The following is a 25,242-nucleotide window of genomic DNA, read 5'->3' as shown; positions in this document are numbered from 1 at the left end:
AACTATAATCTAAAGTGTACAAGCTAAGGATATAAGAAAAAATATATGAATGAAGAATGATAAGGAAAAGTGGCTGTGGCACTAATAATAAATCCTACAATATATTGTATTAAATTTAAACTTTCAAAACAGTATATTGTATGTAAATTTTTTAATGCCACAGTTCCTTTTAATTCTTTTAGTTTCTTTTAAATAATTTTACTAATTCATTTATTAGTAAAGGTATAAGGCTTAAGATAATTACCCACATCCAATCATAAGCATTAAGAAGATATACTTTAAAAATACTTCTAAGAGCAGGAATAAATAATATTATATTTTGAAGTAATATTCCTAATAAGATTGATATTATTAGAAGTTTATTTGAGAATAATCCTATTTTAAATATTGATTTATCTCTATTCCTCATATTTAAAGAATGTATTAATTCACTTATACTCATAACCATAAAAGCCATTGTTTGAGCGTGAAGCAGTGAATCAGAGTAGCGGGTGAAACCTATTCTAAAAGCTATCAATGTTAAAGCACCAATTAAAATTGCATTAAACACTAAGAATTGTATTGAGTCTGATAAAATACTTTCTTTAGGACTCCTAGAATCTTCATCCATAACAGATTCATCCATAGGGTCAATACCTAAAGCTAGTGCAGGGAGAGAATCTGTGACTAAATTTATCCATAATATGTGTATTGATCTTAAAGGAGAAGACCATCCTAAAATTATTGCAATAAATATAGCAATTAATTCTCCAATATTACAGGAGAGCAAAAATAATACTGATTTTTTTATATTATTATATATATTTCTTCCTTCTTCAATGGCAGATACTATGGTAGAAAAATTATCATCTGTTAGTATCATATCTGATGCACCTTTTGCAACATCTGTACCTGTTATTCCCATAGCTACTCCAATATCAGCTATTTTGAGAGAAGGCGCATCATTTACCCCATCACCTGTCATGGAAACTATATTTCCTTTAGACTTAAAGGCTTCGACAATTTTAACTTTATGTTCTGGGGAAACTCTAGCAAAAACTTTTAAGGTATCAATTCTTTTATTTAAGTCTTCTTGAGATAAAGTATCAAGTTCTGCGCCAGATATAGTGTCTTCTTCATTTTGAGTAATATCTAATGCTTTTGCTATAGCAAAAGCAGTAGATTTATGATCACCTGTTATCATTACAGCAGATATACCAGCTTTTTTGCATAAAGCTATAGAATCTTTAACTTCTAATCTAGGAGGATCTATCATACCTACTAGTCCTATAAGAGTAAGTTCTTTTTCTAAAGTATCTATTTCAACATGAGGTGTTGTAATCTTTTTATATGCAGCACCTAGAACTCTAAGAGCATCTTTAGACATTGAAGAAGCTGCATCTGAAAACATTTTTTTTATTTCACCATTAATAGGGATAACTTCTCCATTAATATAAACATTGTCACATAAAGGTAGTAGGTTATCTATTGCACCTTTTGTCATAACGTAAAATTCTTCTTCAAATTTATTTACTGTTGTCATAAGTTTCCTATCTGAATCAAAAGGAATTTCATTAATACGAGAATGTGTTTTTTCAAGTTCATCTTTAAATATGTTAAATTTTATACCTGCATCTAAAAGTGCTATCTCTGTTGGGTCACCTGTTTTGCTTTTTTCAGAATAAGTAGCATCATTACATAATATTAAATTTTCAAGAAGTAATTGTTGAACAGGGCTGTTTATGTCTAAATTTTCAATATTATCAAGCGAATTGTGTACAAAAAACTTAGTAACAGTCATTTTATTTTGTGTTAAAGTTCCTGTTTTGTCAGAGCAAATTATATTTACAGAACCTAAAGTTTCAACTGCAGGAAGTTTTCTTATTATGGCGTTTTGTTTTATCATTCGTTGAACGCCTAAAGCAAGTACTATTGTTACAATGGCGGGAAGACCTTCAGGGACAGCGGCTACGGCTAAACTTATAGCAGTTATAAACATTTCAAACAAGTCTCTTTTCTGGATAATTCCAATAATGAAAATTACAGCACATATACCAACAGCAGCTAACCCAAGCACTTTTCCTAACTGCTCTAACTTTTTTTGAAGTGGAGTTAATTCTTTTTTACTTTCTGTAAGAAGAGAGGCAACTTTACCTATTTCTGTATTCATACCGGTTCCAACTGCGATGCCAACACCTCTTCCGTTACTTACCAAAGTTGACATAAAAGCCATGTTTTTTTGATCCCCTAAAGGAACTTTATCTTCTTTTAATACTAAATTAGCATCTTTATCTACAGGAACTGATTCACCTGTAAGAGCGGATTCTTCTATTTTTAAATTGGCACTTTCTATAAGACGAAGATCACAAGGAATATATCTTCCAGCATCTATTACTACGATGTCTCCAGGAACAACTTCTTCAGATGGTATTTCCTTTAACTCTCCATCTCGTTTTACAATAGCCTTTGGGGTTGATAAGTTTTTTAATGCTTCTAAAGAATGTTCTGCCTTAGATTCTTGTACAATACCGATTACAGCATTAAGTAATATTACAACGCATATTATAATAGAATCACTAACTTCGTTTGCTAAAGCAGAAATGATTGCAGCAGCAATTAATATATAAATCAAAACATCATTTATTTGGGATAAGAAAAGCTGAAATAATGTTTGTTTTTTTTCAGAAGCTAGTTTATTAAAACCAAATTCTTGTTGACGTTTTTCTACTTCAGCGGAAGATAAACCATTTGTTGAATTAGAATTTAATTCAGTTAATACATCTTGAATATTTTTTAAGTAAAACATATAAATCACCTCCTTATATATTATTTTATTAAAGTGCTAAGTTTATTAGTTATATTTCAAGAAGTTTTTATTTTAATTATATAAAGTAGAGAATATTTCAGAAATATAAAAGATGCAGGATAAATTCTATTGAAAATTTGTCTTATTAAATAAAATGTTACAAAAAAATAAAATTTGTACAGTAATCATTAACGACTTACTGTACAAATTATAGATGTTTCAAGATTATTAATTTATGTATTGTTAAACTAGTAATATTATTTTTCATTGCTATTTTGTTTTAATACTTTCATTTGTATTGTCAATTGAAGAAATTAATGCAACTCCTGCTAAAAAAATCAATCCTATAAATGCGTAAACTCCTTGTAACATATTAAATACCTCCATTAAATTTATATTTTATTTATTAATTAGTAATGTCAATTACTAACGCTTAACTATCTTTAAATAAAGTATATCATAGAGAATTTAAATATTAAAAACTGATAATAGTTTAAAATAAACTGAAAAAGCGTTTACACATTATATGTATAGCGTTTACAAGTTAATCAGATATAAAAAACCTCATTAAATCATGTATTTAAACGCATATTAAAAAATCACTATTAGTTTTCGTAATAATAAAATTTTTGTATTTTAATCCCACTATAACGAAATGTTTTAGAAAATTCCGTAGAAAAATATTCCCAATACTGCAGATATTATTATTATTAAGATAGGATGTATTTTAGTTTTAAATGATAATACTCCTATAATTACGCCTAATATTATACTCTTTATATCTTTTAATGTATAAGAACTTTTAGCAAGAAGTAAAAAAGCAGATGTTATTAATCCTATAACTGCAGGTCTCATACCTAACATTGCAGATTTCAGTATTTTAGATTCTTTAAATTTCATTATATAATGAGTTGCAATAGAAACTAAAATAAATGAGAAGGATACAACACCTAATGTTGCAAAAATACTTCCCATTATACCACTTACTTTGAATCCTACAAAAGTAGCCGCATTTATAGCTATAGGTCCAGGAGTCATTTGAGATATTCCTATTATGTCTTTAAAGGTAGAAAAATCAATCCAATGATTAGAATCTACTATCTCTTTTTTTATAAATGGAATCATGGCTAGTCCGCCACCAAAACTAAACATTCCTATTTTAAAAAGAGTAACATAGAGTTTTATTAAAAGTTTCATTGATTAATCCACCTTCTTTCTTAAAAATAGAATACCATAAATTGCAGCGAAGGATATTATTAAAATAGGGTGGATATTAAATATAGTAACTGCAACTATAGATATAATTAGTATAATTAAATTATCTACACTTTTATCTAAGGATTTTGCCAATTTATCTATACCAGATAAAACTAATACAGGAACTGCAGCAGAAATTCCTTTAAAAAGTAAATCAACTATGTGATTATTTCTAAATTGTAAGAAAAAATGTGCTACAATTAATATTATAAAAAAAGAAGGAAGTACAACTCCCATTAAAGCCAATACAGCACCAATTAATCCACCTATTTTATAACCTATAAAAACAGAAGAATTTACAGCTAATGCTCCAGGAAAGGATTGAGAGATGACAATAATGTCCAAAAACTCTTCTTTATCTATCCAATTTTGTTTATCTACGACTTCGGCCTCGATAAGAGGTATCATTGCATATCCACCACCAAATGTAAATGCACCTATCTTAAAAAAAGTTATGAACATAGTTAAAAGCTTTTTCATTGAATCACCTCGCATAATTGATAAATAGATTACTATGTAAATTATAGCAGAAATTCATTATTTGAGGAACTTTGATAATTGGTAAATTATATAGCTGTGTAGCCATTATTATTGACTAAAACAAGTTATAAGGGAGTACATTACTAATGTTTTTCTATTTAAATATAGAATTTAATAAAGTTATAGAAAGTATTGTTAGATAACAAAAATGAAGTATTCTATATTAATGATTGAGTGCTTTGTTTTTATTTAAAATTAATATATAATATTAATAAATAAATTTGTTCTAATGAGAAATGGTGATTATTATATTTTCAATTAGGTGATATACACATAGAAGTCTATATACTATTATGATGATTGTTTATGAAATATATAACTACATTTAGGTGTGATTAATAAAGTTTCATTAAACGAAAATTTACTTTATGGAGGTGATAGGTTTGGAAATAACACCATTAGGAAGAAATACTCCAGTTACATCTGAGAAAAAAGTAGTTGCAAGTAAGAAAAACTTTTCTCAAAGTTTTAGTTTTGCCAATCAAAAAAAATCTGAAGAACAATTAAAAAAAATGCTTGAAGATATAAAGAAGAAAGGTAATAGGTTGGTTATAACTAAGTGTTATGGTGATGTAGCTGCCTATAAGAGAATGATAAGAGAATATTTAGAATCTGTACTTACGCATATGTATGGAGTTAAAAAAGATATAAGTTTTTGGCAAACCCAATATTTTATAACTGTTGAAACAATAGATGAAAAATTAGAAGAACTTACTAAAATGCTTTTAGGAGAGGAAAAGGAAAATTTAAATGTAGCGGCTACTATTGATGAAATAACAGGGCTTATAGTGGATATATATAAATAGAGTTAAATACTGTGCTAATTATTGATTTGAGAAACCTTGTGGAAATATAAGAGTTAGACTAGAAACCTATCAAATTTTTAGCCTAACTCTTTTTCATTATTAAGGCATATTTTAAGTTGTTGTGGAGAGTATACTTAGATATTATCTCCAAATAGCATAGCTAGCATCTGATGGCATTCTCCAATCTCCTCGAGGAGATAGACTTATAGTTCCTACTTTTGGACCATCAGGTAAAGCTGATCTTTTAAATTGCTGAGTAAAGAAACGCTTTATGAATTTATCTAGCCATTTTTCTATAGTTTCATTATCATAACAATCCTTAAAGGCGTGTTTTGCTAAGAATAGAATTTTTTCAGGAGTAGCTCCTTGTCTTATAAAATAATATAAGAAGAAATCATGAAGTTCATAAGGTCCTACTATGTCTTCTGTTTTTTGAGAAATTTCTCCACCATTATCTTTAGGCAAAAGTTCAGGACTAACTGGAGTATCTAGAATATCAATAAGAATTTTTGAAACTTCTTCTGAACTTTCCGTATCAGCTACATATTTTACTAAGTATCTAACTAAAGTTTTAGGAACAGAGCAATTTACTGAATACATAGACATATGATCTCCATTATAAGTTGCCCAACCTAATGCTAATTCAGATAAATCTCCAGTACCAACTAAAAGACCACCCTCTTTGTTAGAAATGTCCATAAGAATTTGTGTTCTTTCTCTTGCTTGAACATTTTCATATGTAACATCATGCTTTTCTACAGAATGATTTATATCTTTAAAATGTTGAAGGCATGCATCTACAATGTTTATTTCTCTTAAGTCTGTACCTAATTTTTTGCACAAATTTATTGCATTATTATATGTTCTATCTGTAGTACCAAAGCCTGGCATTGTTATGGTTATTATATTTTCTCTAGGAATATTTAATAAGTCAAATGTTTTAATTGTTACAAGTAAAGCTAAAGTTGAATCAAGTCCACCAGAGATGCCAATTACAGTTTTATCAATTCCAGTATGAGTTAATCTTTTAGCAAGTCCGGAAGATTGTATATTAAATATTTCTTTGCATCTTTCTGATCTTTCATTTTCATTTGAAGGTACAAAAGGATGTTTATCTACAAATCTGTCAAAGTTTTTTAAAGATATATTAGAAAAATTAAATTGTATTTCCTCAATTTCAAAAGGTAAATAATTTTCATAAGATCTAAAACTCAAGTTTTTTAAACGTTCGTTGTTTAGTTTATCAATATCTATTAATTGAGTTATTACTTGATTTTCTCTTTGAAATCTATCATTTTCTTCAAGTATGTAGCCATTTTCAGCTATAAGCAAGTGTCCGCTAAATACTAAGTCAGTAGATGATTCAAATACGCCAGAAGAAGAATAAATATATGAAGAAATACTCCTTCCACTTTGATTTTCAATCAATGATTTTCTATATTTAGCTTTACTAACAAGCTCGTTAGAGGCTGAAAGGTTTCCTATTATATTAGCTCCAGCGAGGCTTAAGTATGAACTAGGTGGTATAACAGTCCATAAATCTTCACACACTTCAAAACCAAATTTAAAGTCACCACAAGTAAACAATAAATTTACTCCAAAAGGTATGTTTTTTTGAAAAGGAAGAGAAGCTGTTTTGCTAATTATATTTATACCTTCAGTAAACCATCTTTTTTCATAGAACTCTGAGTAATTAGGTATATGACTTTTAGGAACAATTCCAAGTATATTACCATTATATATTATATAGGCACAGTTATATAAGCAATTTTTATATACTAAAGGGGCACCAATAGCTATAAGTATATCTTTATTTTTAGAAAAAAGACAAAGCCTTTTTAATGCTAAGTTAGATTTTTCTAATAATTGTTGTTGTGAAAAGAGGTCTCCACAAGTATAAGAGGTCAGAGAAAGCTCAGGAAACACTATAAGCTTGCTATTTTTTTCTATAGCTTTATTTATACAGTCTTTTATATTTTCAATATTAAAGTTTATATGTGCTACGTTAGTTATAGGGCATGCGGCTGCAACTCTAATAAAATTCATTATACTCACACTCCTGTTTATAATATTTTAATTTATATCATTGAAAGGTATTTATGATTAAAAATATAGTAAAATATATTTCAATTATTAATCGGCTTTCATTAAAACATGATACCAAAATTTAAGTAAATATAAAAGAATTTAATTTATAAATAGTATAAGAGTATAATAAATCTTATAAAACTCTTAAATTTTTGTATGCTATGTTAAATTTTAGAGCGTTGGTATATAATAATGCTATATTGATTTTTATAAAATAGTGAAAGGGGGATATAGGGTATGTGGTCGGAGTTAATATTATGGATAGTAGTAGTGGTTGTGGCAATGGGAATAGATATTTTTACAAGTAGCTTTTTATTTGTATGGTTTGGAATAGGAGGAATAGTCGCAATAATATTAACAGTATTACATTTTCCTTTTTCAGTTCAACTTATTACATTTATAGCTACTAGTTTAGTCTTAATGTCTGTAGGTTATCCAATAGTTAAAAAAGCAATAAAAAATACAGTCCCAATAACTCCAACAATGGAAGAAGAATATATAGGAAAAGAATTTATTAGTGAAGATAATATTGGTAATAAAGCTACAACAAAAATTGAAGGACTATATTGGACAGTTAAAAACGTAGGAGGAGATATAAATAAAGGTGATAAGGTTGTAGTTTTAGGAATAGAAGGTAATAAATTAGTTATTAAAAAATTATAATAAATTAATGGAAGGGGATTTTTAGTATGGTAGGTACAATTTTGTTAACTGTATTGTTAGTTATAGTTTTATTAGCAGTATTAACATCAATTAAGATAGTAAACACTGGATACATTTATATTTTGGAAAGATTTGGTCAATACCATAGAGCATTACAACCAGGATGGCATTTTACAATACCATTTGCTGATTTTGTAAGACGTAAAATTTCAACAAAACAGCAGATTTTAGATATTCAGCCACAAAGTGTTATAACTAAAGATAATGTTAAAATATCAATAGATAATGTTATATTTTATAAGGTTTTAGATCCAAAAGCAGCAGTGTATAATATAGAGGATTATAAATCAGGTATAGTCTATTCAACTATAACAAATATGAGAAATATAGTTGGAGAAATGAGTTTAGATGAAGTTTTATCAGGTAGAGATAGAATAAATTCTAAGCTCCTAGAGATAATAGATGAGATAACTGATGCTTATGGTATTAAAATTCTTTCTGTTGAAATAAAAAATATAATTCCACCATCTGAGATTCAACAAGCTATGGAAAAACAAATGAGAGCAGAGAGAGATAAAAGAGCTGTAATTCTTCAAGCAGAAGGTGATAAACAAAGTCAAATTGCAAGAGCAGAAGGAGAAAAACAAGGAGCAATACTTAAATCAGAAGCTGAAAAAGAGGCTAATATAAGACGTGCAGAAGGACTTAGAGAATCTCAACTTCTTGAAGCAGAAGGTAAAGCTAAAGCTATTGAAATAGTTGCAAAGGCAGAAGCAGAAGCAATTAAACAAGTAAACAAAGCTATAATTGAATCAGGAACAAATGAAACTGTTATTGCATTAAAACAGGTTGAAGCTCTTAAAGAAATGGCTAATAGTCCAGCAAATAAACTTATACTTCCCAATGAGGCTTTATCTACTTTAGGTAGTATAGCTGCTATAGGGGAAATGTTAAAAAAAGAGAATAAATAATAAAAATATATAAATAATAAAGGCAGGTAATACTTTAAAAAGGGTTACCTGCTTTTGTATTTTGATATACTTTGTGTTATTTAATGAAGAACCATAATGATGCTTTAATTTAAAAATGAAGTAAATACTGAATTCGCAATTTTTTCATATATATTTTATTAAAGTAATAAAAAAATGCATGATTTTATAAAAAATTATTTAAAAAACTATGTATTTTTAAAAAAAAATATGGTATCATTATGAACACGGGGTAAAAAAATCGTAGGGGGTAATTACCATGAATACTAAAGAATATGTAGAAAAAGTATATGAACAAGTTTTACAAAGAAATCCTGGTGAAGTAGAATTTCATCAAGCTGTTAAAGAAGTTATACATTCATTAATACCTGTTTTTGAAAAACATCCAGAATATGTGCAGCAAGGAATCTTAGAAAGAATAGTTGAACCAGATAGACAATTTATTTTCAGAGTACCATGGGTAGATGATAATGGAAATGTTAGAGTGAATAGAGGATTTAGAGTTCAGTTTAATAATGCTATTGGACCTTACAAAGGTGGACTTAGATTTCATCCTACTGTAAACTTAAGCATAATAAAATTTTTAGGATTCGAACAGATTTTAAAAAACTCCTTGACTGGTCTTCCAATAGGAGGAGGTAAAGGTGGTTCTGATTTTGATCCAAAAGGAAAATCAGATGCAGAAATAATGAGATTTTGCCAAAGCTTTATGTCAGAACTTTATAAATATATAGGACAGGATATTGATGTACCTGCAGGTGACATTGGAGTTGGAGGACGTGAAATTGGATATTTATATGGATATTATAAAAAATTAAGAAGTTCATATGAAGCGGGAGTTTTAACAGGAAAAGGATTGACGTATGGTGGAAGTCTTGCTAGAAAAGAAGCAACAGGATATGGATTGGTTTATTTTGTTGATGAAATGTTAAAAGGAAAAGGAATTAAATTGGAAGGAAAAACAGTAGTAGTTTCGGGTTCAGGTAATGTAGCTATTTATGCCATAGAAAAAGTTCAAGAATTAGGTGGAAAAGTTGTTGCGTGTAGCGATTCTAATGGATATATATATGATAAAGATGGAATTAAATTAGAAACTGTTAAGAGAATAAAGGAAGTAGAGAGAAAGAGAATTAAAGAATATGTTAGTAAGCATGAGAATGCTGAATATCATGAAGGATGTAGAGGTGTATGGACAATACCGTGTGATGTAGCTCTTCCATGTGCTACACAAAACGAGATAAGTAAAGAAGAAGCAGAAGTTCTAGTTAAAAATGGTGTTAAAGCAGTAGGTGAAGGAGCTAATATGCCATCTACTTTAGAAGCTGTAGATATATTCTTAAACAACAAGGTTCTTTTTGCACCTGCAAAAGCAGCAAATGCTGGAGGAGTTGCTGTTTCAGCTCTAGAAATGAGTCAAAATAGTATAAGATATTCATGGAGCTTTGAGGAAGTAGATAATAAATTAAAAGATATTATGAAAAATATATACCAAAATTCAGTAAGATGTGCTAAGGCATATGGCTATGAAGACAATTATGTTATAGGGGCCAATATTGCTGGATTCCTAAAAGTTGCTGATGCAATGTATTCACAAGGTATAATTTAAAACGTTCGAATTAAAAGAGTATAGTTTAAAATATACTCTTTTTTTATGAGCTTAAATTATTTGACAAATATCTACTTTTTAATTTAATATATAGGGTGCAGGGGTATATGTATGTCTATTAAATTCACTTTTAATTAGGAGTTGATAATTTATGACTGAAATAGGATATATAACAGGCATTAGTGGAGAATATGCTTTGGTAAAATTCAAAAGAAAATCTGGATGTGGTGATAATTGTGCAACATGTAAATCTTCTTGTGGAGCAAAAGAAGGGGTTTCTGTAGAGGTGAAAAATATTTTAAATGGTAAAGTTGGAGATAAAGTAAAAGTTTCTATAGAAGAAAAATTTCTTAATAAGATGATTGCTTTAGTTTATGTGTTTCCTTTAATCATGATGATTATAGGGATTGGAGTAGGTTTAAAAATATTTAAAGATATAGGTTATTCTAATTATGAACTATTTAGTTTCCTATTGGGAATGGTATTTTTAATAATATCATATGGAGTTTTGAATATTGTAAATAAGAAAAAAGTTAAAAATAAGGAAATTATTTTGGAAATGATAGATATTATTAACGACTAAATAAAAACTCCTGTGGCTTATTATTCACAGGAGTTTTCATTTTGAAATTAACTTAAGTTATATGTCAATAATACACAATTTATTATACAAAATAATTGAAAGAATAATTACATAATGGTAATATAAATAAGTGTAATATTATTAATAATATTAGGCTTGATTTGTTAGGAATTAATGTACAGAATATTAATACGTAAGGAGAAGTTTGGAATGATAGAATTTCAAAATGTTTCACTAGAAGTAGAAGAACAAAATGATAAAGTTACTATTTTACATGATATAAACTTAAAATTAGAAGATAATAAAATTTACGTTATTACAGGTCCTAATGGGGGCGGTAAGTCTTCTTTATGCAAACTTATAATGGGAATATATAATCCTACAGATGGAAAAATTCTTTTAGATGGAGAAGATATTACTGAATTAGGAATTACAGAAAGGGCTAGAAAAAAAATTGGTTATGCTTTTCAACAGCCTCCTCATTTTAAAGGGATGACAGTTAAAGAATTATTAGAGTTATCTAGTAAAGATAATAAAGAAAAAGTGGATATAACAGAGTTATTAGCTGATATGGGACTTTGTCCTAAAGATTATATAAATAGAGAAGTTAATGGAAGTCTTTCTGGTGGAGAATTAAAAAGAATAGAGATAGCTTCAGTTTTAGCTAGAGAACTAAAACTTGCTGTTTTTGATGAACCAGAAGCAGGAATTGATTTATGGAGTTTCCAAAGACTTGTAGAAACTTTTAAGAATATGCATAAGAAATATAATTCAACAATTGTTATAATTTCTCACCAAGAACGCATTATAGATATTGCTGATGAAGTTATAGTTTTATCAAAAGGAAGTATAGAAAGAACTACCAGCAAAGAAGAAATTATAAAGGAGATAAAAGACCAAGTAGCCTGTGAATATTGTGAAACATGTGAGGGGAGAATGTAGTAAATATGGTTAATTCAATCGAAGAAAAAGTATTAAGTGAAATAGATAATTTAGATGATTTATATAAAGGGGCTCATAATATAAGAAGCAATGGAAAAGCTATAAGCCGAACTTCTTCTAAAACAATTACAATAAGTAATAAACAAGATAAGGCAGGAATTAATGTTGTAGTAAGTCCTGATACTAAAAATGAAAGTGTTCATGTTCCAGTTATAATTTCAAATTCTGATATTACTGATACTGTATACAATACATTTGATATAGGTGAAAATTCAGATGTAACTATTGTAGCAGGATGTGGCATTCATAACTGTACTGCTCAGAAAACAGAACATGTAGGTATTCATGATCTGTTTGTAAGAAAAGGAAGTAAAGTAAAGTATGTTGAAAAACATTATGCAGAAAGTGAAGGCGAATCAAGAAAAGTTTTTCATACAAAAACCATTATAGAAGTTGAAGAAAATGGAACATTAGAAATGGAATTGGTTCAAATAAAAGGTGTTGATGACAGTAAAAAAGATTTAGAAGTAAATTTACATAAAAATGCTCATCTAATTATAACAGAAAGAATTTTTACAGAACTTAATCAGGAAGCAAAGTCTAATTTAATTGTAAATTTAATTGGAGAAGATGCCTCTGCCCAAACTATATCACGTACTGTAGCAAAAGGTGAATCAAAACAAACATTTAATTTTATGATAAATGGAAAAAATAAGAGTAGAGGTCATATAGAGTGTGATTCTATTATTATGGACAAAGCGGTTGTAACATCTGTACCAGCTCTTTGTGCTAGTTGTGAAGATGCGGAACTTATTCATGAAGCGGCAATAGGTAAAATAGCATCTGATCAAATAATGAAGTTAATGTCTTTGGGACTTACTGAAGAAGAGGCTCAAGAAACTATACTTCAAGGATTTTTAAAATAAGATGTGTTTTTAGCGTTAATCTAGAGTTATAATTAAATTCTTGGGAATTATATATTTATAATATACTTTATACATGTATATAATTAAAAGAATTTATTTAATTGAAAAAGGAGAAAAGGGATATGAAAATTACTAAAGATATGACAATAGGTGAAATAATAAGAATGGATATGTCTAAAGCAGAAATTTTAATGAACTTTGGAATGGGATGTGTTGGATGTCCATCAGCGCAAGGAGAAACTATAGAAGAAGCAGCTATGGTTCATGGAATAGACTTAAATGCTTTATTAGAAGCTTTAAACAAATAAGTGTAAAAAATAGGGACTGTCTCAAAATAAATTTCATACACAATATATTGAAATCCTAATTTAAAAATTGTTCAATATATTGTGTTGATTTTCTGTTTAGAGACAGTTTTTTTTAGTAAGGATAGCATTTTAAAACATTTGTAAAGAGGTGTTTTAAGTATTTTATAGATCATAATTAATGTATAAAAATTTAAACAAAAGAAGGAATTTATATAAAAAAAACAGAAATTAATGCAGTGACAATCTAAAAGTAAATGGAACTGCAAAACTTAATTATAAATGCAGGATTATTTTGCTGAAATAAATTAAGAATCAACCTAATATAAAATGTGAAGGGGGAAGTAATATGTTAAAATTTAGTTACTCTATTCCAACAAATGTTCATTTCGGAAAAGGTAGAATAAAAGTGTTAGCAAAAGAAATAAAGAAGTATGGTTCAAAAGTTCTTTTAACTTATGGGGGAGGAAGCATAAAGAGAAATGGACTTTATGATTCTATAGTAGAGATTTTTAATGAGAATGATATATCTTTTTGTGAACTTAATGGAATAGATCCTAATCCAAGATTAACTAGTGTAAATGAAGGAATTAAAATATGTAAAGAAAATAATATTGATTTTATTCTCGCAGTTGGAGGAGGAAGTGTAATAGATTGCTCTAAAATAATCGCAGCAGGATATCATTATGAAGGGGATCCATGGGATTTTTTCATTGGAAAAGCTAGAATAAAGCAAGCACTACCTATAGGAACAATTCTTACATTAGCTGCCACTGGCTCTGAAATGAATGGAAATGCAGTTATAAGTAACATGGAAACAGAAGAGAAGTTGGGGACTTTTGGGGAGTCCCTAAAACCTAAGTTTTCAATATTAGATCCTACTTATACAATGACTGTTCCAGTTAAACAAACAGCAGCAGGTACAGCTGATATAATGAGTCATGTATTTGAACAATACTTTAGTCCTACAGAAGGAGCTTTTCTTCAAGATAGATTAGCTGAAGCTGTTCTTAAGACATGTATAGAATATGGTCCAATAGCAATTAAAAATCCAGAAAATTATGAAGCAAGAGCGAATTTGATGTGGTCTTCAAGTATAGCTTTAAATGGTCTATTAACTTATGGAAAGATTACAGATTGGGCTACTCATGGAATGGAACACGAGCTAAGTGCTATATACGATATAACTCATGGTATAGGACTTGCTATTCTTACTCCAAATTGGATGGAACATGTTCTAGATAATGGGACTGTTGATAAGTTTGTTGAATATGGAGTTAATGTATGGGGAATATCATTAGAAGAAGATAAGTATAGTGTAGCTAGAAAAGCAATAGAAAAAACAAGAGAATTCTTTAAAGGATTAGGAATTCCGATGACTTTGAAGGAAGTTGGAATTAATGAAGAAAGATTACAAGAGATGGCAGAAAAAGCTACAAAGTTTAGACCTCTAGGTGGATTCAAAAAACTTGATAAAAATGATGTTTTAGAAATATACAAAGCATCTTTATAATAATATTGCAAGGCAACATTATTATAGGGATTAGTGAACAGAGAACAGAGAATAGTGAATAGTAAAGGAAGATTTTTCTCCTAAAGTCCCAAAATCTTTGAATTAAGTAAAAGAATAAGAGCATAATGAAAAATTGATTTTTCATTATGCTCTTTGTTTTTAGTTTAAACAAAGGAGCTGATAAGCTCTTAAAAACGGTAGCTTGAGTAAGTTATTACAAAATTTTAGCTTAAATACAGCTGTTCATAATATATTCTGAATATAAAGAGAATTTTCATTCCCTTACTCTAAATTTAATTCAAAATTATATGAACTCAATCTTTAAAATAGATATTTTACAAATGCTAACGAATAAAAGAATCTTAACAATCTAAGATTTTGTCTAAAACAAAATCCTCCTTTACTATTCTATATACACTATTCTCTGTTCCCTATAATAATGTTGCGTCGAAACATTATTCTTTTACGAATACAATCCAATTCTACTAAATATATATATTATATATCATCTTCTTAAGGCAAGGGGGATAAAATGGGTAATTTTAATTCTAAATATGAAAGCTATTATAGTTCTATTGTGAATAGAAGAAATACTGGTGGATACTACAATGGAATTTCTAATAAACATCAAAAGCAATTGACAGGTAATAGAATAATTAAAAAATTAATTCAAGATCTGTGTGGGGTTTTAATTATGTTTATTTTTGTAATAGCATGTAAGACTATTGTTACTCCACGAACGACTACAGCATATAATTACTGTAAGAATGTAGTTAATAAAAATTACGATTATAAAAAGATAATTACTACAATTAAAGAGGAAGGAAAAACAGAAAATTTTCAAGATAGGATTATAAACATTATTGAAAAAATTAAAACTAAGTTTACTGGTGAAGAGACAATAAAAAATATGATAAAAGACAAGTTTCAGTTACCTGTTGAAGGGAAGATTATGAGCTCAACTAAACAAGGGGTGGATATAGAGTCTCCCAATAGGGTAGATATAAAAGCAAGCTATGATGGGACAGTAAAGCAATGTGGTATCGATGAAAAATATGGAAAATATATTGTTATTGATCATGGTCAAGGGCTTGAAACAAAGTATTCTAATTTAGAAAATATAGTAGTAAAAAGAGAGGACAAAGTTGGAAAAGGACAAATTATAGCTAAAGCCAGTGGTAGTAATTCTAATGAGGTAGTTCATTTTGAAATTTTATTTATGGGTCAAAATAAGGGTTTAGAAAAAAACGTGGAAATGAAGTAGTTTGCTATGGAAAAACAAAAGCCGTTATTAATTAAATTTAGCAAAATTTTTATGATTTATATTATTGTTCTTATAATAATAGGATTTAAAGGAAAAGTGATTATTTCCTTTTTATTTGTTTTTATGCATGAATTAACTCATTATATTACCGCAAGAAAAATGGGGTTTAAGGGGTTTGATATAGAAATACTGCCTATAGGAGCTGTACTTCATCTTAAGGATTTAGATGATGCGGAGCCTAAAGAAGATCTTATTATATCAATGAGTGGTCCTTTATTTAATTTAGTAGTTGCACTGATTTTTTGTGTTCTAAGGAATTTTTTTTATAGTGAATATTTTAATTTTATATATTTGAGCAATATGGCATTAGCTATATTCAATTTAATTCCTGCTTTCCCACTGGATGGTGGAAGGATTTTGAGAGATATTTTATCAATAAAGACCTATTATAAAAAAGCAAATAAGATTACAGTTAATATTAGCTTCATAGTAGGATTTATAATGATAATATGTTCATTAATTATATGGAGGTTAAGAAGTTTAAATTTAAGCATTTTAATTATTGGTTTTTTTATTATAATCTCATCATATAAAGAAAAAGAAAGGATAGTTTATTTAATTATGGGAGATATTATTAGAAAGAAATATAAGTTTTTAAAGAGAGGATATATTGATAATAGAAGTGTATCAATATATTGTAAAAAAACTTTATTAGAAGCTCTTAGTATAGTGGATAAGAATAAATATAATATATTTATTGTATTAGACGAAGACATGAAAACTATAGGGATTACTTACGAAGAAAGCCTTGTTGAAGGACTAAAAGTTTATGGCAACATCTCTATAGAAGAATATTTAAAAACTACTGATGAGATTGATAAGATGGATAAATGGGCTACAATGACAGTGGAAGAATGGAGTAAATGGAATGAAAAGAGTATCAAAGGATAGTAAAAATATGCCTAAGTATATTTTATTTAATTTTTATAATCAATATGTTAAAATGTAAAAATGAATGAAATTGCAATTTAACTTAGGAGGAAGTTTAATGAATAAGATTTCAGACGATATATTATATAAGGTTGAAAAACCTTCTAGGTATACTGGTGGAGAACTAAATTGTTTTTATAAAGATAAGGACAAAGTGGATATAAGATTTGCATTTTGCTTTCCGGATGTTTATGAGGTAGGTATGTCACATTTAGGAATGAAGATACTTTATTATACATTAAATCAAAGAGAAGATACTTATTGTGAAAGAGCCTTTGCCCCATGGCCTGATATGGAAAAACTAATGAGAAAAAATGATATACCAATGTATACATTAGAGACAAAAGACTCTCTTGAAAAATTCGATTTTGTATCATTTACTCTTCAATATGAGATGAGCTATACTAATATATTAAATATGCTTAACTTAGGTAATATAAGCTTAAGAGCCTCTGAAAGAGGAGAAGATGAGCCTATTGTCTTATGCGGTGGTCCTTGTGCTTATAATCCTGAGCCACTTTATGATATAGCAGATATTTTTGCTTTAGGTGAAGGTGAAGAACAATTAGATCAGTTGATGGATTTATATAAAGAATATAAGAAAAAAGGAATAGGAAAAAAACAGTTTTTAAGAGAGGCTGTAAAAATAAGAGGAATATATGTTCCAAGTCTTTATGATGTTACTTATAAAGAAGATGGTACTTTAAAAGAATTTAAACCTAAATATGAGGATGTTCCTAAAAAGGTAGTAAAAGCGATAATACGTGATTTTGACAGTGTGCCTTTTCCAGAAAAATTAATAGTACCTTATGGCGAAATAGTCCATGATAGAGTAACTCTCGAAACTTTTAGAGGGTGTACAAGAGGATGTAGATTTTGTCAGGCGGGAATTGTTTATAGACCTGTTAGAGAAAAAACTGCTAAAACTCTAATAGAGGAGGCAGACAAGCTCATAAAAATTACTGGATATGAGGAAGTTTCATTGGTATCTTTAAGTACATGTGATTATTCTGATATACAAAATCTTATTATGTCATTAATAGAAAAATATAAAGATAAAAAAGTTGGTGTTTCTCTTCCATCAATTAGGATCGATGCATTTTCAGTAGATCTTATAAAAGAAATTCAAAAGGTTAGAAAAACTGGACTTACTTTTGCTCCAGAAGCAGGAAGTCAAAGAATGAGAGATATAATAAATAAAGGGGTCACTGAACAAAACCTTTTAGACTCTGTAACAAGTGCTTTTAAATCAGGGTGGTCAACTATAAAATTGTATTTTATGTTAGGACTTCCTTATGAAAAAGATGAAGACATAGTAGGCATAGCAGAGTTAGGACAAAAAGTTGTTCAGCAATATTATAGTATATCAAAAGAAGAAAGAAGAAAGGGGCTTAAAGTAACGTTAAGCACGTCCATTTTTGTACCTAAACCTTTTACACCTTTTCAGTGGGCGGCACAAAATAAAATGGAAGATATGAAAAATAAAATAAGGCTTTTAAGAGGAAAAATTAAAAGCAGACAAATTACATATAACTGGCATGAATCACCAGTAAGTTACATGGAAGCTATAATTGCAAGAGGAGATAGGAGAATTTGTGATGTTATAATAAAAGCTTATGAAATGGGAGCTAAATTTGATGGATGGGGAGAATATTTTAGCTTTGAAACATGGATTAAAGCTATGGAAGCTTGCAATGTAGATGGTGATTTTTACGCCTGTCGTGAAAGATACTATGATGAAATTTTCCCTTGGGATTTTATAGATATTGGGGTATCAAAAGAATTTTTAATGGAAGAAAATGAAAAGGCTAAAAAAGCTGATCTTACACCAGACTGCAGACAAGGGTGTAAGAATTGCGGAATACTTACTAATGAAAATTTTGGAAAGGGGGTTTGCTTTGAAAATGCGATATTTAATAAAGTTCACTAAGGAAGGCAATATAAAGTTTGTAGGACATTTAGATTTAATGAGGACTATACAAAGAATGATAAGAAGATCAGAAATTCCAGTACAATATTCAAAAGGATTTAATCCTCATATAATTTTATCTATAGCTCAACCTCTTTCTGTTGGGGCATATTCAAGAGGAGAATACATGGATTTAGAGTTTACGGAGGAGATAGACACAGAGTACATAAAAGAAAGGCTAAATGAAAATGCACCTATGGGAATAAAAATTCTTAATGTTGTAAAAGCAAAAGAAAAAATAGGTGAAAAAAAAGCAGCGCCAGCGATGGCACTTATTGAAGCTGCACAGTATAATATTAAGATAAAATGTATTGATTCAGAAACAGTACAAAAAGATTTGAAAGCTATAATGACTAGAGAAGAATGGATTGCTACAAAAACAAGTAAAAAGGGCAGTAAAGATGTAAATATAAAGCCAATGATAAAGAAAATAAATTGTGATATTGATGATAGCTTCTTATTTATAAATACGACTCTAACAAGTGGAAGTAAAGAGAATTTATCAGCTCAGCTTTTAGGAGAATATTTAAGGGATAATTTAAATGGAGTAAATAAGGAAGCATTTATAGATATAGAAAGACAAGATATGTACGCTTATGAAGGAAAAAAGATGCTTAGTCTTGATGAATACTTAAAAGAATAATGTTGTGACGTAATGAACATCGGCAGAGGAATAGGATTTTCTAGGATATATGTAGTTATCCATTAAACCTTCAGTACGCAAAGAAGTACTAAAGGCGTAGCCTTCTAAAAATTCTACCCTCGCTATGGGGAGTCCATTCCCCAGCTCGGCTGTCGGAGTCCGTTCTGACAATTACGCATTTTTAGAAACCTACACCTTAAGTATTCCTAGTTGCTACTTCAAAGTTTAATTGGCTAACTACATATATAAGAAAATCCAATTCCTCTGCCTTAGTTTCTTTATAAGTAATATAGTTTAATATGTATACTGGGGAGAAGAAGAGGAAGACTAAAGGATGATTTTCTTCCTTATGTCAGAAAATCTTAAAACTAAATAGAAAATTATTTTAAAACAAACCATCAGTATTTAAAATTAAAACTTATTACAGCCTACAGTCTAACATTTATCTTATTATGTTCAAAATATACTATAAATAAAAATGCTTAATCTAAAATTTAGCAATGTTTCTGATAGCTGCCGCTTTTAAGAGCTTATCAACCCTTTTATTTAGACTAACGACAAAGAGCATAATGAAAAATTAATTTTTCATTATGCTCTTCTTTTTTTACTTAGTTTAAAGATTTTCTGACCTTAGGAGGAAAATCCTCCTTTATCATTCACTATTCTCTGTTCACTAGTCACTACTATAATATTACCTCACAATATTATTTTATTGTGCTATAATAAAATAAAAATTTTTTTATTTTATTAGGGGTGCAGAGGGGGAGTAAAGGTATGTTTAAATGTATAATTGATGAAAATATTGAGCTAAGATTACTTGAAACTACGCATGCAGAAGAAATTTTCAAGTCAATTGATTCATGTAGGAATCATTTGAGGGAATGGTTACCTTTTGTAGATGGAACTAAGACTATTGAGGATACAAAAAAATTTATTGATATGACAAAAGAACAGTTTGTATCAAATAGTGGGTTTCAATCGGGGATATGGTATAAAGGAGTATTTGCTGGAATAATAGGATATCATAAAGTTGATTGGAATAATAAATCTGTAAGTATAGGATATTGGTTGGATGAAAGATATGTAGGAAAAAGAATAATGACAAAAGCATGTAGAAAATTTGTGGATTATGCATTCAATAATTTAAAATTAAATAGAGTAGAAATAAGATGTGGTGAGAATAATTATAAGAGTAGAGCTATTCCACAAAAAATTGGTTTTAGTGAAGAAGGTTTAATAAGGGATGCTGAATGGCTTTATGACCATTATGTTAACCATATTGTTTATGGTATGTTAGCTGATGAATGGGTGAGAGGTAAATAAAGTAAGTTAATTTTGTAGAATATAAAATAATATTTTGTTATTTAATATGGAGGAATAGATTATTTATGAGTTTTGATAATTATGCTAAAACTTGGGATACTGATGAGAGAATTGATAGAGCAAGAATAATATCAGATAAAATAATTAACTCAATTGATGTTAATAAAGATTGTTCTGCTATGGAATTTGGATGTGGAACTGGGCTTGTAAGTTTTAATCTTTATAAAAGATTTAAAAGTATAACACTTATTGATACCTCAAGAGAGATGATAGATATACTTAATTCTAAAATTGATAAGTATAAAGCAAACAATATGATTAGTTATCAATCAGACATATTTGATGAAAGTTTAACAGATAGAAAATATGATGTTATTTATAATTCTATGGTACTGCATCATATTCAAGATACTAAGTCTATAATAAAAAAGTTTTATGATTTACTAAATGAATATGGGTATTTGTGTATAGTAGATTTAGATGAAGAAGATGGTAGTTTTCATAAAAAATATTCAGATTTTGATGGACATAATGGTTTTAATCAAGAGAAGTTAAAAAATGTTTTAATAGCTGTTGGTTTTAAAGATGTAGAATCAAATACATTTTTTCATGATAAAAAAGATATAGATGGTAAAAAAATTAATTACTCATTATTTTTAATGAAAGCAAGGAAATATTAACTATACTAAGGGTGATTTTTTAGGTTCTTATTATCATTACCCATAATATACATTTTTTTTAAGATTTAATACAAGTTTTACTTTGGATATAAATAGGGTATAATTAGTAATATATTAGATTAAAGGGGTTTAGATTCAATGGGCTTTTACATTATGCAGGATTTAGAAATGAAATTTATCCCATATAATTTATTAGCTTTAGATTTTGAATTTATAACTACAAGGGTAGTTAAGAATAAAGCTAAAAAATATCTTCAAGAAATTATTGAAGTAGGTGCTGTGTATAAAGAAGATGATAAAATTTTGGAATTTGAAAGTGTAATTAGACCAAGGAATTATATACAATCTAAGCATAAACCACTTTATGCCATTTATGCAGGAAGATTTTCGGAAGAAAAAATAGAAGATGGTATGGAATTGGAAGAAGCTATTAATGAATTAAAAAAGATATATATTCCAGAAGAAACGATCTGGATATCTTGGGGAAAAGCAGAATATGATATTTTAAAAACTATATGTAAAGATTATGAGATAAGTTTTCCTTTTTTAAAAGATGATTATTTAGATTTATCTAAGGAATTTGCACAATTTTATAAGATTAAGACAAGTGTTTCTTTAGATAAAGCTTTAAATATGTTAGATATACCTTCTTTAAGTAGACATGAGGCTCTTCCGGATGCAAGGGCTTTGATGAAGATAGCAGAAAGAATGTTTATAGAAGGATATGAAATAGAAGAAAAATATTAATAAATAGATGAGGTGTGGCATATTGGAGGAAGTTTTTATAGAAAGACAGAAAAACATCTTGAGAATAGCATTGAAGGAAAATAATGAATTAAAAGAATGTTTTATTGAAGAAGAAAGTTTAGAGCCGTCTCCTGGAGAGATATATAAGGGAGTAATTAAAAATATTGTTCCAGCTATTAAATGTGCTTTTATAGATATTGGATGTGAAAAAAATGCTTATATGTACATACATGAAAGGTATGGAAATTCTCAAGTGAAAAATGGAGATGAGGTCCTTGTTGAGATAATGAAGGAACCTATTTTAGATAAAGGTCCTAAAGTAACAAGTCAAATTAGTGTACCAGGAAGGTATGTAGTTATAATAACTTATAATAAAAATATTAATTTTTCTAAGAAAATAGATGATAATGATAATTTTAAAGAGTACATAATGTCTCATTTAAACAAACCTGATGATGTAGGAATTATGATTAGAACAAATGCACTTAATGTAGAAATAAATGATATAAACAAAGAGATAGAAGAATTATATTCTATTTACAAAAATATTGTTAAACAAGGATGTTACTCTATAAAACCTAAACTTTTGTATGATGGTGGAGGAAGTTTGGGAAGAATTTTAAAGGACATATTAAATGAAAATACAGAAAAAGTTATCTGTGACAATAAAGAGGACTATGATTTTATAAGTGAATTTATAAAAAACAAGTCTGATTTAAATATAGAATTAACCATGTATTTTGAAGAAGAAAATCTTTTTAGTTACTATAATATTGAAAGAGAAATCCTTTCTCTTAGGAATAGCAAAGTTGTATTACCTGGAGGAGGAAATATTGTTATAGACAAGACAGAAGCTATGTATGTTATAGACGTAAATTCTGCTAAAAATATAAAAGAAACATCTATAGATAAAACAGCTTTGAATACTAACTTAGAAGCTGCTAAAGAAATATGTAGACAGGTAATGATTCGAAATTTGAGTGGAATAATTATAATTGACTTTATAGATGTAAATAACTACAACAGTAAGAAGAAAATTATGAATGTATTAAAAGATGGATTTAGAGAAGATAAAAAGAAAACAGTAATTTATCCTTTTACACAGTTAAATCTTGTTCAAATAGCGAGGAAAAGAAGAGGAAAATCAATATATGATTATATAGAAGAAGATTGTAATTTATGTAAAGGAAAAGGTAAGAGAATAAAGTTTATATATATAAGTAGTTTAATTAAAAATGAAATTATTAAAATGAACAGATCTTATAATATTGATGATATATATATTGAAGTAAATGAAATATATCAAAAGGATATATTAGGAGATGTTTTAAGTTTTATTAAATTAATAAATGCTTTGGATAAAAAAGTATATGTGAATTTTATGGAAAATCTAGAAAATTTCAAGGTAGAACCACTTTTATTTAATAGTCAAGTGAAAAAAATAGAAAACCTTAAGATATATGGGTGAAATTTTCTTTACAAATAAGTAGCTATATGATAAAATGGCTTTTGTAAACCGCACGCATAAGGTTATAAACACAAAGTGACTTGTGTACCGACGGCGGCGAGACTCTTATAAGGAGGTGTATTGAATGTACGCTGTAGTTAAAACTGGAGGAAAACAATATAAAGTTCAAGAAGGAGACGTTATCTTCGTAGAAAAACTAACTGCTGAAGTTGACTCAAATGTTGAATTAAATGAAGTTCTTGCTGTAAATAAGGACGGAAGCTTAGTTGTTGGAGCTCCTGTAGTTGAAGGTGCTAAGGTTGTTGCTAAAGTACTTAAGCAAGGAAAAGCTAAGAAAGTTATCGTGTTCAAGTACAAATCAAAGAAGGACTCAAAAAAGAAAAGAGGCCACAGACAACCTTTTACAAAATTACAAATCGAAAAGATAGAAGCATAATATCATGATTGATGTAGTATTTAAGTTGGATGAAAGTTATATTGTAGCATTTGAAATTGAAGGCCATGCAGGGTTTGATGACGCAGGTAATGATATTTTATGCAGTGCGATATCGTTTTTATCACAGGCCACTTTAAATGGTCTTATTGAGATATTAAAAGTGAATGTACAGTATAAGGCTGAAGATGATGGATACTTAAATGTCAGCATAGAAAATGAAGAAGATGAACATATTGAAAAATGTCAGGTCTTACTTAAAACTATGTTGTTAGGAATAAAAAGTTTAATTAAGGACGGTTACGGAGATTATGTACGTCTGTTTATTAAGGAGGTGTAAAGGATGATAAGAATAAACCTTCAGATGTTTGCACATAAAAAAGGTCAAGGTGCATCTAAAAATGGTAGAGACTCTGAATCAAAAAGACTTGGAGTTAAATGCGGAGATGGACAATTTGTTCTTGCTGGAAATATATTAGTAAGACAAAGAGGAACAAAGATACACCCAGGAAACAATGTTGGTAGAGGTGGAGATGATACACTTTTTGCTAAGGTTGACGGTGTAGTAAAGTATGAAAGAGTTGGAAGAGATAAAAAACAAGCTAGTGTTTATCCTGTAGAATTTGAAGAAATAGCTGAATAATACAAGGCACCCAATAGGGTGCTTTTTTAAAATTTCATTTACTTTATATGATATATCTATTATAACTCACATAATTTTG

24 protein-coding genes are annotated in these 25,242 nt (G+C 28.5%); 20 read left to right on the top strand and 4 right to left on the bottom strand.

All coding sequences use genetic code 11. The features are described 5' to 3' along the window. Positions 1–178: 178 nt before the first annotated feature. The 3 genes from OW729_RS14145 to OW729_RS14135 form a co-directional block, all read right to left on the bottom strand. A complete protein-coding gene (locus tag OW729_RS14145) occupies positions 179–2,785 on the bottom strand; it encodes a calcium-translocating P-type ATPase, PMCA-type (RefSeq protein ID WP_268062192.1) in 2,607 nt (868 codons plus the stop codon). A 660-nt stretch (positions 2,786–3,445) separates the two neighbouring features. Continuing rightward, positions 3,446–3,982 (bottom strand): chromate transporter, encoded by a 537-nt coding sequence (locus OW729_RS14140; RefSeq protein WP_268062191.1) that lies wholly within the window; start codon positions 3,980–3,982, stop codon positions 3,446–3,448. Between the two features lie 3 nt (positions 3,983–3,985). Next, entirely contained in the window at positions 3,986–4,522 is a 537-nt protein-coding gene (locus OW729_RS14135; protein WP_268062190.1) for a chromate transporter, read from the bottom strand. A 443-nt stretch (positions 4,523–4,965) separates the two neighbouring features. Here OW729_RS14135 and OW729_RS14130 point away from each other — a divergent pair, with 443 nt between their 5' ends. Continuing rightward, positions 4,966–5,388 carry a YaaR family protein gene (locus OW729_RS14130; RefSeq protein WP_268062189.1) on the top strand — a complete coding sequence of 141 codons (423 nt, stop codon included), beginning with the start codon at positions 4,966–4,968 and terminating at the stop codon, positions 5,386–5,388. 141 nt (positions 5,389–5,529) lie between these two features. Here the strand turns inward: OW729_RS14130 and OW729_RS14125 are convergent, their stop codons facing one another. Then, on the bottom strand, positions 5,530–7,434 hold the full coding sequence (locus OW729_RS14125; protein WP_268062188.1) for an NAD(+) synthase: 1,905 nt from the start codon (positions 7,432–7,434) through the stop codon (positions 5,530–5,532). 279 nt (positions 7,435–7,713) lie between these two features. Here OW729_RS14125 and OW729_RS14120 point away from each other — a divergent pair, with 279 nt between their 5' ends. The 19 genes from OW729_RS14120 to rpmA all read left to right on the top strand — a co-directional run bounded on the left by OW729_RS14120 (position 7,714) and on the right by rpmA (position 25,163). After that, a complete protein-coding gene (locus OW729_RS14120) occupies positions 7,714–8,139 on the top strand; it encodes an NfeD family protein (RefSeq protein WP_268062187.1) in 426 nt (141 codons plus the stop codon). 26 nt (positions 8,140–8,165) lie between these two features. Next, positions 8,166–9,110, top strand: a complete 945-nt coding sequence (locus tag OW729_RS14115; RefSeq protein ID WP_268062186.1) for an SPFH domain-containing protein — start codon at positions 8,166–8,168, stop codon at positions 9,108–9,110. Between the two features lie 277 nt (positions 9,111–9,387). Beyond that, the gene (gene gdhA / locus OW729_RS14110) at positions 9,388–10,734 is read left to right on the top strand and encodes an NADP-specific glutamate dehydrogenase (RefSeq protein WP_268062185.1); all 1,347 of its coding nucleotides are present in this window, start codon (positions 9,388–9,390) and stop codon (positions 10,732–10,734) included. A gap of 151 nt (positions 10,735–10,885) precedes the next feature. Next, positions 10,886–11,317 carry a SoxR reducing system RseC family protein gene (locus tag OW729_RS14105; RefSeq protein WP_268062184.1) on the top strand — a complete coding sequence of 144 codons (432 nt, stop codon included), beginning with the start codon at positions 10,886–10,888 and terminating at the stop codon, positions 11,315–11,317. A 210-nt stretch (positions 11,318–11,527) separates the two neighbouring features. Next, complete coding sequence (locus OW729_RS14100) at positions 11,528–12,259, top strand: ABC transporter ATP-binding protein (protein ID WP_268062183.1); 732 nt, start codon at positions 11,528–11,530, stop codon at positions 12,257–12,259. Between the two features lie 5 nt (positions 12,260–12,264). After that, positions 12,265–13,185, top strand: coding sequence for a SufB/SufD family protein (locus OW729_RS14095; protein WP_268062182.1), 921 nt, complete (start codon positions 12,265–12,267; stop codon positions 13,183–13,185). Positions 13,186–13,307: 122 nt separating this feature from the next. Further along, a complete protein-coding gene (locus OW729_RS14090) occupies positions 13,308–13,493 on the top strand; it encodes a DUF1858 domain-containing protein (protein WP_268062181.1) in 186 nt (61 codons plus the stop codon). Positions 13,494–13,839: 346 nt separating this feature from the next. Further along, a complete protein-coding gene (locus OW729_RS14085; protein ID WP_268062180.1) occupies positions 13,840–15,003 on the top strand; it encodes an iron-containing alcohol dehydrogenase in 1,164 nt (387 codons plus the stop codon). A gap of 532 nt (positions 15,004–15,535) precedes the next feature. Continuing rightward, positions 15,536–16,267, top strand: coding sequence for a M23 family metallopeptidase (locus tag OW729_RS14080; RefSeq protein WP_268062179.1), 732 nt, complete (start codon positions 15,536–15,538; stop codon positions 16,265–16,267). Between the two features lie 6 nt (positions 16,268–16,273). Next, on the top strand, positions 16,274–17,218 hold the full coding sequence (locus tag OW729_RS14075) for a M50 family metallopeptidase (RefSeq protein WP_268062178.1): 945 nt from the start codon (positions 16,274–16,276) through the stop codon (positions 17,216–17,218). 97 nt (positions 17,219–17,315) lie between these two features. Next, positions 17,316–19,187 (top strand): TIGR03960 family B12-binding radical SAM protein, encoded by a 1,872-nt coding sequence (locus tag OW729_RS14070; RefSeq protein ID WP_268062177.1) that lies wholly within the window; start codon positions 17,316–17,318, stop codon positions 19,185–19,187. Continuing rightward, complete coding sequence (locus OW729_RS14065; protein ID WP_268062176.1) at positions 19,162–19,869, top strand: TIGR03936 family radical SAM-associated protein; 708 nt, start codon at positions 19,162–19,164, stop codon at positions 19,867–19,869. The genes OW729_RS14070 and OW729_RS14065 overlap by 26 nt, the downstream gene beginning before the upstream one ends. 774 nt (positions 19,870–20,643) lie before the next feature. Beyond that, a complete protein-coding gene (locus OW729_RS14060) occupies positions 20,644–21,192 on the top strand; it encodes a GNAT family N-acetyltransferase (RefSeq protein WP_268062175.1) in 549 nt (182 codons plus the stop codon). Positions 21,193–21,257: 65 nt separating this feature from the next. Further along, positions 21,258–21,872, top strand: coding sequence for a class I SAM-dependent DNA methyltransferase (locus OW729_RS14055; RefSeq protein ID WP_268062174.1), 615 nt, complete (start codon positions 21,258–21,260; stop codon positions 21,870–21,872). Positions 21,873–22,010: 138 nt separating this feature from the next. Continuing rightward, positions 22,011–22,619, top strand: a complete 609-nt coding sequence (locus tag OW729_RS14050; RefSeq protein WP_268062173.1) for a 3'-5' exonuclease — start codon at positions 22,011–22,013, stop codon at positions 22,617–22,619. Positions 22,620–22,641: 22 nt separating this feature from the next. Continuing rightward, on the top strand, positions 22,642–24,087 hold the full coding sequence (locus tag OW729_RS14045) for an Rne/Rng family ribonuclease (RefSeq protein WP_268062172.1): 1,446 nt from the start codon (positions 22,642–22,644) through the stop codon (positions 24,085–24,087). Positions 24,088–24,211: 124 nt separating this feature from the next. Further along, the gene (rplU, locus tag OW729_RS14040) at positions 24,212–24,523 is read left to right on the top strand and encodes a 50S ribosomal protein L21 (protein ID WP_268062171.1); all 312 of its coding nucleotides are present in this window, start codon (positions 24,212–24,214) and stop codon (positions 24,521–24,523) included. 4 nt (positions 24,524–24,527) lie between these two features. Next, entirely contained in the window at positions 24,528–24,860 is a 333-nt protein-coding gene (locus tag OW729_RS14035; protein ID WP_268062170.1) for a ribosomal-processing cysteine protease Prp, read from the top strand. Between the two features lie 3 nt (positions 24,861–24,863). Then, positions 24,864–25,163, top strand: coding sequence for a 50S ribosomal protein L27 (rpmA, locus tag OW729_RS14030; RefSeq protein ID WP_268062169.1), 300 nt, complete (start codon positions 24,864–24,866; stop codon positions 25,161–25,163). The last annotated feature ends 79 nt before the right edge of the window (positions 25,164–25,242 follow it).

The organism is Clostridium brassicae, from assembly GCF_026738875.1.
GTDB classification, from domain to species: Bacteria; Bacillota; Clostridia; order Clostridiales; family Clostridiaceae; genus Clostridium_H; species Clostridium_H brassicae.
This window is presented reverse-complemented; position numbering and strand designations above follow the sequence as displayed.

Coding starts and splice junctions, on each gene's coding strand:
- OW729_RS14145 (WP_268062192.1), bottom strand. CDS start 2,785: ATGTTTTACTTAAAAAATATTCAAGATGTATTAACTGAATTAAATTCT.
- OW729_RS14140 (WP_268062191.1), bottom strand. CDS start 3,982: ATGAAACTTTTAATAAAACTCTATGTTACTCTTTTTAAAATAGGAATG.
- OW729_RS14135 (WP_268062190.1), bottom strand. CDS start 4,522: ATGAAAAAGCTTTTAACTATGTTCATAACTTTTTTTAAGATAGGTGCA.
- OW729_RS14125 (WP_268062188.1), bottom strand. CDS start 7,434: ATGAATTTTATTAGAGTTGCAGCCGCATGCCCTATAACTAACGTAGCA.
- OW729_RS14120 (WP_268062187.1), top strand. CDS start 7,714: ATGTGGTCGGAGTTAATATTATGGATAGTAGTAGTGGTTGTGGCAATG.
- OW729_RS14115 (WP_268062186.1), top strand. CDS start 8,166: ATGGTAGGTACAATTTTGTTAACTGTATTGTTAGTTATAGTTTTATTA.
- gdhA (WP_268062185.1), top strand. CDS start 9,388: ATGAATACTAAAGAATATGTAGAAAAAGTATATGAACAAGTTTTACAA.
- OW729_RS14105 (WP_268062184.1), top strand. CDS start 10,886: ATGACTGAAATAGGATATATAACAGGCATTAGTGGAGAATATGCTTTG.
- OW729_RS14100 (WP_268062183.1), top strand. CDS start 11,528: ATGATAGAATTTCAAAATGTTTCACTAGAAGTAGAAGAACAAAATGAT.
- OW729_RS14095 (WP_268062182.1), top strand. CDS start 12,265: ATGGTTAATTCAATCGAAGAAAAAGTATTAAGTGAAATAGATAATTTA.
- OW729_RS14090 (WP_268062181.1), top strand. CDS start 13,308: ATGAAAATTACTAAAGATATGACAATAGGTGAAATAATAAGAATGGAT.
- OW729_RS14085 (WP_268062180.1), top strand. CDS start 13,840: ATGTTAAAATTTAGTTACTCTATTCCAACAAATGTTCATTTCGGAAAA.
- OW729_RS14080 (WP_268062179.1), top strand. CDS start 15,536: ATGGGTAATTTTAATTCTAAATATGAAAGCTATTATAGTTCTATTGTG.
- OW729_RS14075 (WP_268062178.1), top strand. CDS start 16,274: ATGGAAAAACAAAAGCCGTTATTAATTAAATTTAGCAAAATTTTTATG.
- OW729_RS14070 (WP_268062177.1), top strand. CDS start 17,316: ATGAATAAGATTTCAGACGATATATTATATAAGGTTGAAAAACCTTCT.
- OW729_RS14065 (WP_268062176.1), top strand. CDS start 19,162: ATGCGATATTTAATAAAGTTCACTAAGGAAGGCAATATAAAGTTTGTA.
- OW729_RS14060 (WP_268062175.1), top strand. CDS start 20,644: ATGTTTAAATGTATAATTGATGAAAATATTGAGCTAAGATTACTTGAA.
- OW729_RS14055 (WP_268062174.1), top strand. CDS start 21,258: ATGAGTTTTGATAATTATGCTAAAACTTGGGATACTGATGAGAGAATT.
- OW729_RS14050 (WP_268062173.1), top strand. CDS start 22,011: ATGGGCTTTTACATTATGCAGGATTTAGAAATGAAATTTATCCCATAT.
- rplU (WP_268062171.1), top strand. CDS start 24,212: ATGTACGCTGTAGTTAAAACTGGAGGAAAACAATATAAAGTTCAAGAA.
- OW729_RS14035 (WP_268062170.1), top strand. CDS start 24,528: ATGATTGATGTAGTATTTAAGTTGGATGAAAGTTATATTGTAGCATTT.
- rpmA (WP_268062169.1), top strand. CDS start 24,864: ATGATAAGAATAAACCTTCAGATGTTTGCACATAAAAAAGGTCAAGGT.